General features: G+C 38.5%; 18 protein-coding genes. 16 read left to right on the top strand and 2 right to left on the bottom strand.

The window, feature by feature from the left end:
• Window positions 1-4: 4 nt before the first annotated feature.
• Window positions 5-196, top strand: a complete 192-nt coding sequence (locus AC2UZJ_RS11155) for a hypothetical protein (protein ID WP_486950234.1) — start codon at window positions 5-7, stop codon at window positions 194-196.
• A 120-nt stretch (window positions 197-316) separates the two neighbouring features.
• On the opposite strand, the gene AC2UZJ_RS11150 is transcribed toward AC2UZJ_RS11155, so the two are convergent.
• Together AC2UZJ_RS11150 and AC2UZJ_RS11145 are read right to left on the bottom strand one after the other, a co-directional pair.
• Window positions 317-607: an STAS-like domain-containing protein gene (locus AC2UZJ_RS11150; RefSeq protein WP_486950233.1), complete on the bottom strand. Its 291-nt coding sequence runs from the start codon at window positions 605-607 to the stop codon at window positions 317-319.
• Window positions 601-1,521 carry an ATP-binding protein gene (locus AC2UZJ_RS11145; protein WP_486950232.1) on the bottom strand — a complete coding sequence of 307 codons (921 nt, stop codon included), beginning with the start codon at window positions 1,519-1,521 and terminating at the stop codon, window positions 601-603. Before AC2UZJ_RS11145 ends, AC2UZJ_RS11150 begins: the two co-directional genes overlap by 7 nt.
• A 709-nt stretch (window positions 1,522-2,230) precedes the next feature.
• Between AC2UZJ_RS11145 and AC2UZJ_RS11140 the strand changes: the two genes are divergently transcribed.
• From AC2UZJ_RS11140 to AC2UZJ_RS11070, 15 genes are all read left to right on the top strand, one after another.
• Entirely contained in the window at window positions 2,231-2,626 is a 396-nt protein-coding gene (locus AC2UZJ_RS11140) for a hypothetical protein (protein WP_486950231.1), read from the top strand.
• Window positions 2,627-2,719: 93 nt separating this feature from the next.
• A complete protein-coding gene (locus AC2UZJ_RS11135) occupies window positions 2,720-3,685 on the top strand; it encodes an AAA family ATPase (RefSeq protein WP_486950230.1) in 966 nt (321 codons plus the stop codon).
• 4 nt (window positions 3,686-3,689) lie between these two features.
• Window positions 3,690-4,160 carry a hypothetical protein gene (locus AC2UZJ_RS11130; protein WP_486950229.1) on the top strand — a complete coding sequence of 157 codons (471 nt, stop codon included), beginning with the start codon at window positions 3,690-3,692 and terminating at the stop codon, window positions 4,158-4,160.
• Between the two features lie 64 nt (window positions 4,161-4,224).
• Window positions 4,225-4,701, top strand: a complete 477-nt coding sequence (locus AC2UZJ_RS11125; RefSeq protein ID WP_486950228.1) for a single-stranded DNA-binding protein — start codon at window positions 4,225-4,227, stop codon at window positions 4,699-4,701.
• A 70-nt stretch (window positions 4,702-4,771) separates the two neighbouring features.
• Window positions 4,772-5,734, top strand: coding sequence for a phage recombination protein Bet (gene bet / locus AC2UZJ_RS11120; protein ID WP_486950227.1), 963 nt, complete (start codon window positions 4,772-4,774; stop codon window positions 5,732-5,734).
• Between the two features lie 66 nt (window positions 5,735-5,800).
• Window positions 5,801-6,808 (top strand): YqaJ viral recombinase family nuclease, encoded by a 1,008-nt coding sequence (locus AC2UZJ_RS11115; protein WP_486950226.1) that lies wholly within the window; start codon window positions 5,801-5,803, stop codon window positions 6,806-6,808.
• A gap of 220 nt (window positions 6,809-7,028) precedes the next feature.
• Window positions 7,029-8,165, top strand: coding sequence for a DUF3150 domain-containing protein (locus AC2UZJ_RS11110; protein WP_486950225.1), 1,137 nt, complete (start codon window positions 7,029-7,031; stop codon window positions 8,163-8,165).
• Between the two features lie 68 nt (window positions 8,166-8,233).
• On the top strand, window positions 8,234-9,796 hold the full coding sequence (locus tag AC2UZJ_RS11105) for a VWA domain-containing protein (RefSeq protein ID WP_486950224.1): 1,563 nt from the start codon (window positions 8,234-8,236) through the stop codon (window positions 9,794-9,796).
• 70 nt (window positions 9,797-9,866) lie between these two features.
• A complete protein-coding gene (locus AC2UZJ_RS11100) occupies window positions 9,867-10,247 on the top strand; it encodes a hypothetical protein (protein WP_486950223.1) in 381 nt (126 codons plus the stop codon).
• On the top strand, window positions 10,228-10,485 hold the full coding sequence (locus AC2UZJ_RS11095) for a hypothetical protein (protein WP_486950222.1): 258 nt from the start codon (window positions 10,228-10,230) through the stop codon (window positions 10,483-10,485). Before AC2UZJ_RS11100 ends, AC2UZJ_RS11095 begins: the two co-directional genes overlap by 20 nt.
• 74 nt (window positions 10,486-10,559) lie before the next feature.
• Window positions 10,560-11,090, top strand: a complete 531-nt coding sequence (gene radC, locus AC2UZJ_RS11090; protein ID WP_486950221.1) for a RadC family protein — start codon at window positions 10,560-10,562, stop codon at window positions 11,088-11,090.
• Between the two features lie 629 nt (window positions 11,091-11,719).
• Window positions 11,720-12,112: a hypothetical protein gene (locus tag AC2UZJ_RS11085; protein ID WP_486950220.1), complete on the top strand. Its 393-nt coding sequence runs from the start codon at window positions 11,720-11,722 to the stop codon at window positions 12,110-12,112.
• Between the two features lie 68 nt (window positions 12,113-12,180).
• Window positions 12,181-13,905 (top strand): DUF7146 domain-containing protein, encoded by a 1,725-nt coding sequence (locus AC2UZJ_RS11080; RefSeq protein ID WP_486950219.1) that lies wholly within the window; start codon window positions 12,181-12,183, stop codon window positions 13,903-13,905.
• An 11-nt stretch (window positions 13,906-13,916) separates the two neighbouring features.
• Window positions 13,917-14,156, top strand: a complete 240-nt coding sequence (locus tag AC2UZJ_RS11075; RefSeq protein WP_486950218.1) for a hypothetical protein — start codon at window positions 13,917-13,919, stop codon at window positions 14,154-14,156.
• A gap of 215 nt (window positions 14,157-14,371) precedes the next feature.
• A complete protein-coding gene (locus tag AC2UZJ_RS11070) occupies window positions 14,372-15,079 on the top strand; it encodes a hypothetical protein (RefSeq protein ID WP_486950217.1) in 708 nt (235 codons plus the stop codon).
• Window positions 15,080-15,099: the final 20 nt, after the last annotated feature.

The raw sequence follows: 15,099 nt of genomic DNA, 5'->3' as shown, positions 1-15,099 counted from the left end.
AGAAATGTTAACTTTAAGTATAAAAGAACTCAAAGAAGCGTTAGAAAAGCAGGAGAGCGCCTCTAAAAAAGAGGCTCAAAGCAATGTTTTTTATGATCAGTTACAAAAATCTATGGCAAAAAATAATCATTTAGCTCAAGCTAGCTCCTTTATTTATAAGCAGCAAGAAAGAATGCGATTACAGCAACCTTGGTAAACTAAGTGTGATATGCAGTTTAACGCTGTTCCTACCAAAAGCCCCTAAGAGATTGGATAAATAGCCAACCTCTTAGGGGCTTTTGGTATTTAAAATATGGATTTTATATGAGTTCTATTTTCATTGCTTCTGTCTAGTCAGCTCAGTTGCAAATCGAGTTTTAATTACATCATTTATTTGTGGGGTAGTATTCAAAAACTTCAATTGTTTCCTTATTTGATCAAAAGAAATAATTTCAAGTAAATCGATAAATGCTGTGTTAACAAAAGAGGATGGAATGCTACGAATATTCTCAAAAGATAGCTCTACAAGCTCCCCTTTTTTTAGCATGGGTGCAATTACTTGAAACACTTTAAGGCCATCTGCATTTGTTTGGCATTCTGGCGTTAGGTTGTATACTTTAATTACCATTCGAACTCCTCTTCTCTTAAGGGTGATTTTTTTCCTAAAAACATTTCCTTTTTCAAATCTATTACGATCATGGTTCCAGGATAAATACACTGGGAGTGTTCACCCCGTGTAACTCGCTGCCCACGATCATTCTTGCTCACTCTATATATACCATGATTTGAGTGAATATTAATGACGCCATGATGTAACTCAACAATCCATTTGCACAGTAAATGTAATCCAGCACCTCTGTTTCTTGGTGTGGTTTGAGATGTAAATCCGTCTTCTAGAGCTTTTGCAATTGCCAGCATATCACTCTTATCTGTGAGATTTGGAAATGCTGTTTTGATCTTAGTTGGAATACCAACTCCAAAATCAGAAACGCATATTTTAAGTTCACCCTTAGTAAGATTGTTATATGCGCATAAACTAAATACATCAACGGCAGAGTGATCAAAAACATTGTTAAAAATTTCTGTAAGGCTAGCTTTTATATAATCTAATTGAATGACATCACAGTTAAAACCAGATGATAGCCAAGGGATAAAGTTGTATTCAAGGTATGAGAAAGTCTGTTCAGTAGTGAGTTTATGCAAAGGGTTATGCCAGAGGTTCTTTTCAGCAGGCTCTTCAAAGTTGACATAGTTGCTTATAAATCCAAAATCTTTTAGCTTTTTAAAGCATGGAGATTTTTCCGTGTTTTGGATTTCAATATTTGCACCTGATCTTTGGATGAGTTCAATAACATTTGATAATGCGCATATACCACCCGCACTGATATTAGTTAGTTGGGAGAAATCTAAAAAAACATTTCCATGTATTACATCAAGATTTTCATCGATAATGCTAGATACTAAATAATACATAGTCTCCTGATTGAAAACATCTATCAACTCACCATTTAGCGTGGAATTTTGATTTTTTATTTGAAGCATTATCAACCTTTTCTTAGGAGTCAATAGTATAATTTAACGTATGACTCTATGAGCTTAAAAGATGTAAGCATATAATCTTACTAAGTTTTAGTCCAGTTTTGGATTATATAAAAATCATAGATATTAGATTTACTTTACTGTGGCGTTCCATAATAGATTAGCCCTTGTTGCTCATGCTTTTGACCGGTGTTTTTATTAACTTTTCCATTTCCCCTAAACTGAGACAGTCATAATTAGTGTTTTCTTAGATATTTTGCGTAGGAAATAATTATGAAAAAACATGATTTGCAAAGTCGAAAATTATTGCTGTATTAAAAGCAGCGGATGCGGGCATGGAGATCAGTGATGTTTGCAGCCAGCCTGAAATTAGTAGCATCACATATTACAACTGAAAATATAAATACGCTGGTCTGGAAGCCTGTGAAATGAAGCCAGAGCATGAGCTAGAAGAGGGAAAAGTAGCATATTGATTAAAGTTTCATCAATATTGAAGAGTAAGGTTTAAACAACCTCCTTTAAATTCAAAAACATATAGCCTGATTGCCATTTTCTCTTCTTTTTGCTACATTTAAATTTCATTAGTCATTTTTATGACTTTAAAGCGATGTAGCTTGCATCCAAAAATAACAAGTATTTTATTTTACACCCAAGGGGTTTACGAACCCCTGAATGGGTAAATTCGTAAGCCTCTATTTTTTGGAGTCTTACGATGTTTAATTTACTAGATATTATAGTAATAGTAGTCGGCTTCTTACTGCTAAAAGTTGCCTACAATCTGCTCTTAGCAGGTGCTTACTATATTAAATATCTTTACTTGAAAAATGATCACACAGTAAACCGTGATCGTAATTCAGTAAAAACCAATCGAGATAGTGTTCAATTTGTAATTGAAAACACGTCTACCCAACACTCAAGAGGTGAAGAACCTTTTGTAGTGCAAAAATCTGTAGCTAATACTATAGAAGAAAGTGTTATCGAGACAACTTCATCTTCTGACTATGTTCCAGAAGTCGGTGAAGAAGGTTTTGTTATGCCAACGACTCCTGAAGAATGGAGCAAATATGACGAACCTACTTATGTGCGGCTTGGTAAGTTTCTCTCTTAGTCTTATGCTTTAATCTACCCTCATAGGGCGTATCTTACTCGCCCTATATGGTGATAAGTGCGCCCTTTTTTTATATCCAAAAAGGTGCGTATTATGACCATTCAAAACTTTTCACTCGCTGAAATAACTAACATCCAAGAAATCCCTTCTAAAATTCAAATTAGAGGCTACTCGGATGATACCAATCCATTTATTCCCAATAAAGATGATAAGTATGTGTTCAGAAAGGATTTAATCCGCTACCTGAGTGCGTTTTTACCTTTTCCAGAAGGGGATGGACTATTTATCACTGGCCCCACCGGGTCAGGAAAAACTTCCCTTATCACTGAATTTGCAGCTAGGCTTAACTGGCCTGTTCAGCAAATTACCGCGCATGGACGTATGGAGCTTTCCGATTTAATTGGATTCCATACCTTAGTGTCTGAAAGTGCAGGTGATACACCTACCATGAAATTCATGTATGGGCCGCTTGCGACCGCCATGAAGTATGGACATATCCTTTTAATCAATGAAATTGACCTTGCCGATCCAGCAGAAATGGCAGGACTCAATGATATTTTAGAAGGCCGTCCTCTAGTAATTTCTCAAAACGCAGGTGAGATTGTTCAACCTCACCACATGTTTAGAATAGTTGTTACTGGTAATTCAGTAGGTTCAGGGGATGCAACAGGATTCTATCAAGGGGTCTTAATGCAAAACCTAGCTTCTATGGATCGTTATAGATTTATGGAAGTAGGCTATACAGATGATGAGACTGAAATGTCTATCTTGGACAAAGTAGCGCCATCATTACCTAAAGCAATTAAAGAAGGCATGGTTCGGATTGCAAATGAAATCAGAAGATTATTCATGGGAAACGAAGATCATGGCTCACAAATTAGTCTTACTATGTCAACACGAACGCTTGTTCGTTGGGCTAAGCTTTCATTGATGTTTAATGGAGCGCCTAACCCAATGGCTGAGGCGTTAAATCAAACCTTATTAATCCGTTCTTCAACAGAGGAAAAAGAAGCTATTACTCGAATTGCTAAAGATGTTTTTGGTGATCTATGGACGTAATGCCATGGAAGAGTACAAAATTTCTTGGGAATTAATAGGCTATGACTCGTATGAGGAAGAGGTAAATGAAACAAGAGTAGCAATACACTCTTTTTTTGATATACCACTAGAACCCTCAAAATTTATCAACTCTAAAAATCCTATTGATTTTGTTCCTCACGGTACAAAACGTATCAATAGCGTTGAGCAACATAACTTCTGGGGTTTCGGAAGGTTTTTCAATGCTGGATGTGCAGACGCATTATTAGGCTTAATCTACTATGAGCATCATGTAGATTGTATTTTTCGTTTGTATAACAGTGCTGGAAGAGCGTTACCTCATCATAGAGATTTATTTGAGATAAAAGACTCTGTGGAGGCTTTAGATATTGATTTTGACGAGTTTATAGATAAGGCTATTAAATTGAATTTGGTAGAAAAACCATTTCAATGGACTGATATTCAGTCTATACATAATATCAACTTTTACTTTTAACCCTTGTGGGAAGCTCACTGCTAACCCAAAGGGGGCCGTGGTTTGCTTCCGTTTGGAGAAAATCATGACAGTAAATAAACACACCATCTTAGGCTTTGTCGGTCAAGACCCTGAAATCCGTCAAAACAGTAAAGGTAATCCTTTCGGACGCTTTAGCGTAGCCACTTCTGAGTCATGGAAAAATCAGACTGGTGAATGGCAAGAGCGTACTGACTGGCATACCATTATTGTTAATGGTTATTTAGCTGATAAAGCTAAAAAAGACCTGAAAAAAGGTTCTCGTGTTTACGTGGAAGGCAAAAGCCGAAAACGTAAATGGGTGAATGACCAAGGAGTAGAGCAGTGGGTTACAGAGGTTCATGCGGATCAATTGATCCCATTAAACGCCACTGGTGACGCTTCTCAACAAGCTAATTCGTCTCAATCGCAGCCGCAGCAGCAACAGCCAATGCAACAGCGACAAAGACAGCAACAGCAATCACAAAAGCAGCAGCCGCAAGTGCCGCAGCAAGATGGTTGGATGAATAACCCTGACTTTTAATTTGTTTTAACCTCAATAGAGGGCCTTGCCCTCTTAGGGGTGTGGCTCTCTTTTTTTTGGAGTAAGCTACATGAACAACGAAAAAATGTTACTAGACGGTTTCTCAGACAGATTCCGTATTAAAAAAGAAGATGTATTGTCTACCTTAATGAATACTGCATTTAGACAACGAAATGATGCAGAAGTCACAAAGGAGCAGATGATTGCACTATTGGTAGTCATTCAGCAATACAACTTAAACCCATTTACTAAAGAGATTTACGCTTATCCCACTATGAACGGGGTTACACCTGTTGTTAGTGTTGATGGTTGGACTCGCATCATGAATGAGCATCCTCATTTTGACGGCGTTGAGTTTTCATATTCAGAAAATATGATCCAGCTACAAGGGATGATCGTTTCTTGCCCTGAATGGGTAGATGTAACCATCCATCGTAAAGACCGTAAAGTTGCAACAACGATCCGTGAATACCTTGATGAAGTATACCGTTTATCAAAGTATGCAAGCCCTTGGCAAACGCATCCTAAGCGTATGCTACGCCACAAAGGACTTATCCAATGCGCGAGAATCGCCTTCTCATTTGGTGGTATTTATGACGAAGATGAGGCTAAACGAATTGTTGATATGGGTAGTGCTGACGTAGTAGATACAAATGCTTCCACGCATCAATCTTCTACACAGCAGCCCGCAGCTAAGTCTCAAAGAAACTCAGCTAATAGAACGTTAAACGAAGATGAAATATCTGATATTCTTGCCAAACTCATAAGCAGATCAAAGCAATACAAAAATTGGCAACCTGCATATCACTATGTAGAGGATAATTTTTGTAATGAGACTCAAGAAAAACTTAACGCTCTCTTGAAAGAGGCTGAGCAAAATAAAAATCAAACTCCAACTTCAAAAGCGGTCGCTCATGATGTTCAACCTGAACAACTACAACAACCTGCTCAATCTAATCAGCCAGAACAGATGATCGTTCCTGATGTACAGATTGAACAAGCTTCTTTTGGAGAGAGTGTCGGATTTTATTAATTAACCCCAGTAGGGAATAGCCCCTACTAGGGGTTATTCCTTTGTTTTTCACAAAGGAGCAAAACCATGAAAATTATTAATCTTACTCAAGAGGGTGACGAGTGGTTAGCATGGCGCAATAAAGGAGTGACGGCAACGGACGCTGTTATTCTTTTAGAGCTTTCACCGTATAAAACCGTGTGGCGCTTATGGGCTGAAAAAACAGGCTATATGAAGCCAGTTGATCTCTCCCTTAATCCTTTAGTAAGAAAAGGCGTTGAGCTTGAGCCAATAGCACGAGAAGCGTTTGAAAAGCATATTAATGATATATGTATGCCGATCTGTGCGGAATCTAGCGTTGACGACATATTTAGAGCGTCTTTAGATGGTATTACGAGTGATGGCTGTCCTGTTGAAATCAAATGCCCAAGTCAAAAAACATGGGATGAAGTTTCTACAGAAGGCGAACAAAGTGCAGCGTACAAAATGTACTATGCACAAGTTCAACATCAACTGTTAGTCACAGGCTCCCAAAAGGGCTACCTCGTGTTTTACTTTGAGGGTGAACTGAAAATATTTACTATTTCTGTTGATAAGCCCTTACTTAGTAAGCTGTTATCCAAAGCAAAAGAGTTTCATCAAGCTGTGATGGATAAAAAAGAACCTGAAAAAGACCCGAAAAAAGACTTGTATATTCCTCAAGAGGACGATGCAAATCAGTGGATTTATTTAGCTGAGAAGTATCGCGCCATTAAAGATAAAGCAAGTGAACTTAAAGCTCAACTCAAAGAGTTAGAGAGTCAAAAAAAGCCACTGCTTGAAGAAATGCATACCTTAATGGGTGACTATCTTCACGCTGATTATTGTGGCCTCATGGTGACACGATATGCTGTATCTGGTCGTATCAACTATGAGAAATACCTAAAGGATCAGAAAATTTATGATCCTGATCTCTTAGAGCAATATAGAGGTAAAAGCTCCTTACGTTGTCGAGTGACAGTATCGGATTCTGTGATGCCTCGTCACTTAGCAGATAGTGAGGCGATTAAGCCTTTGGAGACTATAGAGGAAAAAGCCACTTGGTCTTTCTTCTAGGAAAACATAGTAGGGGAGGCCCCCTACTTTCCTTTATGTTTTTTCACAGAGAATAAAGGAAAGTAAGTTTTTAACTACCAATGGTAGTTTTTAAAGCAGGTAGCTTGCCTGTTAAAACAACAAGTATTTTATTTATTTTTATAACCCTCACAGGGCGTATGTCTTCGTCCTGTATGGGAAAAGATAATGCGCCCTTTTTTTATTTTTAAAGGTGCGTATTATGTCTAAAAAAATTAAGCAATTAGAGTCCTTAGCTGTGGTTCAAGTGGATTTATCTATTTGGAGTGGACAAACTAAACTTAATCCAGAGGATATTAAACTAGGCGTTGGTGGCTCTTTACCACCTGAGCGAGTAGCCCAACTTGGTAGTAAAAAAATCATTGATACTTCCAGACTGAAGGTATTCCACGCCCAACGACAATCTTACCGGCGCATATTGCATCGTGTAGGTATGCCGTTTATGAATGGGTACGCTGTACCTATTAGCAAACTTGACCAAATAGTTCAGTTTCTTGATGCTATTGAAGCTGAATTTAAGGAAGAGAAACAGGTTTTTCTTAATGAGTATGATCAAGCGATTGATCAATGGGCTTTAGAAAATCCAGAAATGGAAGAAGCAATTAGAGCCTGCTCATTAACTAACCAAGAAGTTGAAAAGCGTATCAGTTTCGATTACCAAATATTCAAAATCACACCTCTTGAGGAAGATGATGAAAGAATAAATCGAAAAATAAATGGCCTTGGTGACGATCTTATAGCTGAGATCATCAATGAGGCCAAAGCTTTTTATCTTAATAACTTGTTAGGCAAAGACACTCTAAATATCCGCACTCGATCAACCCTACTGGGTTGGAGTGAGAAGCTAGAGGGCTTAGCCTTTTTAAGTAACCGTATCCAGCCACTTGCTGATTTAATTAAGGCTGCTGTTGAAAGTTATCAACATGCAGAAGGGCGTTATTTAACAACTCCCTACTTATGGCAAGTCATAGGTGCTGTTTTAATTTGCTCCGATGAATCAAAGGTTGATCAGTATCTAGCAGGTACTATCAGTATTGAAACAGAGAGCAAGCAAGCAGAGGATGGTACTCCACCTTCTTTTACGTCTTTAGAAATAGCAGACTTAAAGGATGTAGATAATCCCGAACCCTCGTCAAAACCCTTAGATGTTATAGATGTAGAGGCTACTGAAAAAGTTAGCCCTACACAAACTGACAAGGATCAAAATGATAATGAGCAGAATGAATTCCCAGATATTGATGATTTCTTTTCTGACTTATTACAACCAGAAATAGAAGAACTAGTCTCAGTTGCAGGTGACGATCAAGCTGATCAGACTCCTAGCTGGAAGTTTTTCTAATTCATTTTAATCACCCATTAGGGGGCATACCCCTATTGGGGTAGATGCCTCCTTTTTTGGAGCATCTTATGAAAAAGCATCAAAAAACCATCCACAACGCACTGCCCATTGTGGCGGCTGCGTATGGGGAAAAGTTTGGCGTAAAGGTAAATGTCGGCGGTAATATGGCATATACCAACGGTAAAGAAATCAACATTCCATACGTTTCCGATAGTTTTAAAAACATGGATGTGATTTGGGGCTATTTAGCTCATGAAGCGGCTCATGTGCGGTTTACTGAGTTTATTAATCGCCCTGACAATCTTTATGGGGATTTACTCAATATTCTTGAAGATACCCGTATTGAGCGTGAAATGTGCCGAATATACCCTGGTGCTTTTTCCACTTTAAACGCCGTAGCAGAATATATGGCTGAGCAAGGCCATTATGAAATGCTTGATAAAAACAGTCACCCAGCACAAGTTATTGCTGGATATTGTTTATATTATTTGCAGTATCACTACATGGATCAAGCTGTATTAAAACCATTTTTAGATGCTGCTAAAAAAGCGATTGGATATGTAATTTCGTTAGATGTAGTAGATGAAATAACATCTATTCTTGATAACGTTAAAACAACCTTATCTACTGCTGAAGTCGCTACTTTAGCTAAAGAAATAATCGCTTTACTTAAAAATGAAAGTGACAGCCAAGATCAAAGCGACAGCTCAGATCAAGGTGATAGCCAAGATCAAGGTCAAAACCCAATAAAAGCTGCTCTCAATGCTTCAAAAGATGAACTGCAAGGGGATGTTAGGGATAAGCTCAAAGAAACCTTACAAGGTTTTAATGAGGTTTTATCTTCATCGTCTTACATGCAAATAACAGAAGCTAAGAGTACATACCCTAACCCTAAAAACACTGCTTTACTGGATCATGTAGCAAGTGAATCAACACGTATTCGTCAACAGCTATATGGTTTAGTACAAGCTAAAAATCATACTGCGAAAAGGACTGAACGTAGAGGTAAGCGCATAGATTCTGCACGCATTAGTCGTGTAGTGTCTGGTAATTATCGAGTTTTCACAACACCTAGTGAGCGAGTAAGACCAAATACAGCCGTTCATATTTTAGTTGATATGAGTGGTTCTATGGGAAACCCTGCAACCTCTAGCACCGAACAAAAGACCTGCGCTGAAGTAGCTCAAGAGTCTGCTCTTGCGCTTGCGTTAGCCTTAGAGTCAATTAACGGGCTAAATGTAGCGGTTACTTACTTCAACGGTGGAAGCCACAAAGTTACTTCCGTTGTTAAGCACGGTGAAAAGGTGAGACAAAGAGCAAGTTGCTTTAACTACATACCTCACAGCACAACCCCATTGGCTGAAGGTATATGGTATTCAGCCTATCAACTAACCAAAGTTAAACAAGAACGTAAGATTATTCTTGTGATAACAGATGGTGAACCAAATAGCGCAAGTGAAGCAAAAGAAGCTATTGCTCTTAGTGAAAATAGCGGTATTGATTTTATAGGTATCGGCATCAGCTCACCTCTTGTTTTTAATTACTTTAAAAACAGCATCAATATCGACAAAGTTTCAGAACTAAGATCAACGTTATTTTCTCTCATGGAAAATATGTTAGTCGCAGCTTAATTTAAAAACCCTATGGGGCCATGATCCCCATAATTGGGTGTAATGGCCCCTTTTTTATACAGAGGTCATTATGAACCACCCAAAACCAATAAATAACTCTGAGTTAGAGCAACGTATTTTGCAATCAACAAAATACATACTGCACATAGCTCAAAAAAGTTTAGACCATACTACAAACGAAGTGCTTAGTTATCTTTATGATAAGTCGAACCTAGAAGCTCTTGCCTCTATGTTTCGCTACCATGCAGGTACTATTACGCATTTTGGTGGAATACAAGCTAAAGCCTATTGGTGCTGGATAGATGCGGTATTTTTCTATTTAGAAGCCATTAACAAACAAAACATGATATCAGCACATCGTCAGCAAAACTTGGTTTTTGCTATAGAGGAACTGAGTCAGCTTGAATGTTTTGTAGCGATAGGAGGCGATTATGCTTGTTCCAGCCTGTGATGGCACTGAGACACCTTTTACCGTAAACGGTAGGCGTTGGCTGTATTGCTATGACACAGATTTAAAACAACATGGGTACTTAGATATAGACAACGATATAGTTGTTTGGAATCGGAGTTTTCACCCTGCTTTTTCACCTGAATTTGAATATGTGCCAGAAGTTGAGGCAAATGCTCATAATCAGAAGAAAGTAGAAAGTGAACATCCTATTAATCCTTACCCTGATTTTTACTTTTAACTACTATTAGCTTTATTCATCCTAGCGGGAGTCACCCGTTAGGGCTGGCTCCTTTTTTATTGATGGAGTCAGTCATGAATACACAAAACGAACTTTTATCTTTCGATGATTTAAATTCAAAAACCCAAGCTTTATACGTTAAAGATGAAGCAGGTGAGTATAAACTAGCACCAACAAAAGAAGTCTTACTGGCAGCTCGTGTTCAGGTTAACCGTGTTCTCAACAGGGGTAAAACACTGAATCAGCCATACATGGTTAAGGCTTTTTTAAGCGCGAAGTTAAGTGGATTTGAACATGAGGTGTTTGCGTGTCTATTTCTTGATAATCAGCTACGTTTAATTGAATATCGGGAAATGTTTCATGGCACGATTAGCAGCACTATCGCTTATCCTAGGGAGATCGCTAAAACGGCACTGCGTCTTAATGCAGCAGCTGTTTTTATTTCTCACAATCATCCTAGTGGTACAGATAAGCCTAGTCATGCAGACATACACATCACAAAAGTCATTAAAGATTCACTTGATCTAATAGATGTTAAGTTGTTAGATCACATACTTATTGCAGGTGTAAAAAGCATTTCTTTTTCGGAAGAAGGCTATCTATAAAACCCTATCGGGCCATTTCCCCCGATAGGGGCAAGTGGCCCTTTCTCTTAACAGGAGGGTCACAATCATGAAAGTTAAGCAGCCGCTAAATCGACAGTTAGATTTGTTTACTCAAATAGAATGGCATGACTCGGAATTAGTCGTTTTCATTCAGGAGTTTTTACATGCTAATTTGAAAATACTGAATAGTTCTAGGGCTTCCTCCGTTTCCCGATCTGAAATTATGGACTGGGTATTCAGTGATGATAATAAGGGGCTATCTTTTGTGTTGTGCTGTACTGCTCTTGGATTGGACTACCAAGAGGTGCGGCATCTTCTCAGAAAGAAAATTAAACTAATCTAATAAAAATGCAGCTTTTATACTGTGTTCTACAACGTCGTCTTTTATATAAACGGTGTTTGGAAAACAATTTCTTAACTGCCAGTTGGTAGTTTTTAATTAGGTAGCTGGCCTATAAAAACAATCAGTAACCTACCCAGATAAGCAGCCTATTTTTAGGATTACGCTTATAAACTCAGCCTAAATTGGGCCTAGCGTCTTAACTGACGTTACCCAGTTTATTCATCCCTGTGGGGCATATTGCCCTACAAGGGTGGTGTGCCTCTTTTTTATTTTTGGAGCGCACATCATGAAAATGTACCCTACTCAACAGATGGCTCATGCAATTAAGCCATCTTCTAAAATGCTATCTATATTAAATAGCCTTCAAGATAATGCACTTAAACGCGCTTTATCTAGTCGCTATGATCAATGGATAGAAATACATAACCACACAAAAGAAAACGGCTTACTAGGGCTTATCTTGGCTCATACAGACCGTTCTCAGTGGGCAATCATTACTAAAGAACCTAGTGATAAAAGTAATGCGTATCGCTACGCCTTATTTGACCGAAAAGGTTTTTTTGGTCATGGAGTGTATTCCACTCCTGAAAGTGCAATCAAAGCAGCTTTTAACCTTGGGTACAAACACATTGAAAAATACGTTTGTCTCAATGAAATAGCCTCGCGCTGGATTCATTAAAACCTTGTCTTTTGACGTAATGCTAAGCATAAGCACAGTCATTACGTCTTATTTATTATTAGGAGTATATGATGTCTTATTTTTATAAAATAGAAGAAGTAAAACATATCTTAGGTGATAATTGGCTGGCCGTTTTGTATGGACTTGCACCAGAACTATCTAAAGCTTTAGAGGCTCCTGGAAGGCATGCATCTTGTCCTGTACATGGTACAGCTAAGCGTAAGGGGGATGGGTTTAGGCTATTCAAAGACGCTCACCGTACAGGTGGGGGGATTTGTAATACCTGCGGCCCACGCCCAGATGGGTTTGGCTTGTTAATGTGGCTAAAAGGGTTGTCTTTCCAAGACTGCTTATTAGCGGTTGGCGATTTTGTAAATGCACCTAAACATTTAACAAAAAAAGGGCGTGCTGAACAAGTACAACCAAAACCAACATTCAAGAAAACCTACAAAAAGCAAAGTGTACAGCGTACACAAGTTAATGAGCCTACGCCTGGTCAAACTCAAGAAAAAGCACGTGGCACTTTAGTTGATTTTGGCTCAGCTCCATATAGAAACGACCCATCAAAATCAGAAAGTTACTTTGTTGTCATTCAACATTCTACTGGCTATAAGCAAGTTATTTGGGGCGCAGACTTATCACGCGCCATAGAAGCTGCTAAGGCCAAGAAAGGGAATGAAATCACCTTACTTTCATTAGGTAAAAAGCACGTAACTATTAAGCAAGAAATTGTTTCTGATCAAGGTGTAGTAGGTGAGCAAGAGATTTCTGCTCATAGAAATGAATGGGAAATAGTCAATCATAGCCAAGCATCAAATGATGAATTTGAGAGCTTAATTGTGGTTGAGTCTACTCCTATCGAAGATGATGTATCTGATATTTCTTTTAACTCAGAAGTGACTGTTTTACAGCACAATGAGCAAGAAAAATCAGGCATAGATACAACACCAGATTGGGTGAAAAAGGTTCAAGACCGTATGGCTGAAAGCGAGAAAAGAAGGGCTGCTTACAACTCCCAACTTTCTACTAAGCATCAACAGCTTTGGAATGAGTGTTTTCCGATAACTTCAGAACGCGCTTATCCAGTATGGGCATACCTAAACAGTCGTCAAATCACTGTAAGGAAGAAAATGCTTATAGAAGGTGACTGTTTTCGTTTTCATCCAGCACTACCTTTCTACAACAAAGATCGCAAACTGGAAGGGAATTTCTCTGCCATTATTGCTGCGATTCGTGATGTAGATGGCAACCTTATTACATTGCATCGTATTTATTTGACTGAAGGTACAGAGGAAACAAAACCTTTTGTAGCTAAAGCAAAGAAAATGATGCCTATACCAGAGGGCTTAGATGTAAACGGTGGTGCAATACGCTTAGGTGATCCTACTAAAGAGGGTTATTTAGGTATTGCTGAAGGTGTAGAGACAGCTTTATCTGCGTTTAGGGCTACAGGTATACCTACATGGTCTACTGTAAACGCTACGCTTATGAAGTCTGTTGAAATACCAGAAGGCGTTCATACCGTTTTAATTTGGGCTGACTTAGATAATTCGTTAACTGGTGAGTTAGCAGCTAATTATCTAAAAAACACTCTTGAGGAAAAAGGGTTAAAAGTAGGAGTTTTACTACCTGCTTACCCCATTCCAAATGGAGAAAAAAGCTTAGACTGGAACGATGTTCTCGTTGAGCAAGGTATTTTAGGTTTTCCTTCCGCAAGTCATATCAAGCGTTTTTTTGATAAGGCCAATAGATATAGCAAAGTAGAACGTTCAAACGATCTACAGCGTTTATAAGGAGTGAAACCATGTACTTTGCAACAGATAGGCTTAACTCATTCGAACCATGCATAATCCAAGGCTTTAATCATGAAGCGTTGATTATTCGTGACTTAGATGACAATGAAATCGCTACCATTTTGCCTACTTCCGGTCCATGGACGCATGAAAAGCTAGTTTCTTTAGATTTAACTCTTTTTCAAGAGATTATAGCTGAAGGGGCAAATGCTTTTTTAGGTGTGCAGTGGATTGGCAGTACAGAATGTTAGTTAATTAATTTTAACCCCGAAAGGATTAATTCCCTTTTCGGGGTTAATCCCTCATTTTTTATGCTAAACCATTTCTATAAGCCAACTATTCGTTTAGTCGGCTTTTTAATACCAGTATTTGCAAAAATAAAAAGAAGTGTATCATGTTAATTACTCAATTAAAGGCTGAATCGATTATTTTAAATGAAGTCTTGTTTTAAATAAGGAGTGTAAAAATGATGGAATTAAATACTAAGCCTGTTACTACCAATGACCCAAAAACTATTAATGTTTTATGGTCTACAGGTGGAGTAAAAAGAGGGGTTTTATGTGTTAACTTACCTGAAATTTATAATGAATCCATATTGATTGCAGAAATATGTGCAATTCGCTACTTATTAGTAATAAACCAAGTCTTTGGCGCACGAACGATTGATGGTAAAGGTATACGGATCAACTCCTCAAGTGGTGCTATAAAGAAATTAGCATTAGGACGATCCGCTAAGAAAGAAGCCATACCTTATGCCCGATTCCTGCGCGTTAGATTAACTGAGCTAAGCTATGCTGTGAAAAGAAAAAATGAATATGTACCTACAGGTGATGAGTCAGGCTTAGAGTTTAACGATCTAGTTGTGGATAGTGAGTTATTTCAGATGCCTTATGAACCCACTGATTTCGCTGCTTTAGGCCGTGTAGCTATAAGTAATCACGCTGTAGAACGCTATGAAGAAAGAATTGATTCCGGCAATGACCTTAGCTCTCCGCTTCGCTCTCTCTTAAGACGATTATCACACCCTGAGCTAGAGCGCCAACCCATTCCAGCTGAAGTAATGGCCTATAAGAATAAGCGCTATGGGGTACTAGGGATTTTCCGTCCAAAAACGACAAAGTGCTCTGGAGGCCCCGCCATCTGTGGCCTCCAGAGGGGTATTACTTTTCGCTGACGGGTAAATATCCCTCGATT

It is taken from the genome of Paenalcaligenes sp. DL 309, from assembly GCF_057475285.1.
This window is presented reverse-complemented; position numbering and strand designations above follow the sequence as displayed.

What these genes read in the sequence shown, in the direction of transcription:
- AC2UZJ_RS11155 (WP_486950234.1), top strand. Translation starts at nt 5, where the DNA reads ATGTTAACTTTAAGTATAAAAGAACTCAAAGAAGCGTTAGAAAAGCAG.
- AC2UZJ_RS11150 (WP_486950233.1), bottom strand. Translation starts at nt 607, where the DNA reads ATGGTAATTAAAGTATACAACCTAACGCCAGAATGCCAAACAAATGCA.
- AC2UZJ_RS11145 (WP_486950232.1), bottom strand. Translation starts at nt 1,521, where the DNA reads ATGCTTCAAATAAAAAATCAAAATTCCACGCTAAATGGTGAGTTGATA.
- AC2UZJ_RS11140 (WP_486950231.1), top strand. Translation starts at nt 2,231, where the DNA reads ATGTTTAATTTACTAGATATTATAGTAATAGTAGTCGGCTTCTTACTG.
- AC2UZJ_RS11135 (WP_486950230.1), top strand. Translation starts at nt 2,720, where the DNA reads ATGACCATTCAAAACTTTTCACTCGCTGAAATAACTAACATCCAAGAA.
- AC2UZJ_RS11130 (WP_486950229.1), top strand. Translation starts at nt 3,690, where the DNA reads ATGGAAGAGTACAAAATTTCTTGGGAATTAATAGGCTATGACTCGTAT.
- AC2UZJ_RS11125 (WP_486950228.1), top strand. Translation starts at nt 4,225, where the DNA reads ATGACAGTAAATAAACACACCATCTTAGGCTTTGTCGGTCAAGACCCT.
- bet (WP_486950227.1), top strand. Translation starts at nt 4,772, where the DNA reads ATGAACAACGAAAAAATGTTACTAGACGGTTTCTCAGACAGATTCCGT.
- AC2UZJ_RS11115 (WP_486950226.1), top strand. Translation starts at nt 5,801, where the DNA reads ATGAAAATTATTAATCTTACTCAAGAGGGTGACGAGTGGTTAGCATGG.
- AC2UZJ_RS11110 (WP_486950225.1), top strand. Translation starts at nt 7,029, where the DNA reads ATGTCTAAAAAAATTAAGCAATTAGAGTCCTTAGCTGTGGTTCAAGTG.
- AC2UZJ_RS11105 (WP_486950224.1), top strand. Translation starts at nt 8,234, where the DNA reads ATGAAAAAGCATCAAAAAACCATCCACAACGCACTGCCCATTGTGGCG.
- AC2UZJ_RS11100 (WP_486950223.1), top strand. Translation starts at nt 9,867, where the DNA reads ATGAACCACCCAAAACCAATAAATAACTCTGAGTTAGAGCAACGTATT.
- AC2UZJ_RS11095 (WP_486950222.1), top strand. Translation starts at nt 10,228, where the DNA reads ATGCTTGTTCCAGCCTGTGATGGCACTGAGACACCTTTTACCGTAAAC.
- radC (WP_486950221.1), top strand. Translation starts at nt 10,560, where the DNA reads ATGAATACACAAAACGAACTTTTATCTTTCGATGATTTAAATTCAAAA.
- AC2UZJ_RS11085 (WP_486950220.1), top strand. Translation starts at nt 11,720, where the DNA reads ATGAAAATGTACCCTACTCAACAGATGGCTCATGCAATTAAGCCATCT.
- AC2UZJ_RS11080 (WP_486950219.1), top strand. Translation starts at nt 12,181, where the DNA reads ATGATGTCTTATTTTTATAAAATAGAAGAAGTAAAACATATCTTAGGT.
- AC2UZJ_RS11075 (WP_486950218.1), top strand. Translation starts at nt 13,917, where the DNA reads ATGTACTTTGCAACAGATAGGCTTAACTCATTCGAACCATGCATAATC.
- AC2UZJ_RS11070 (WP_486950217.1), top strand. Translation starts at nt 14,372, where the DNA reads ATGATGGAATTAAATACTAAGCCTGTTACTACCAATGACCCAAAAACT.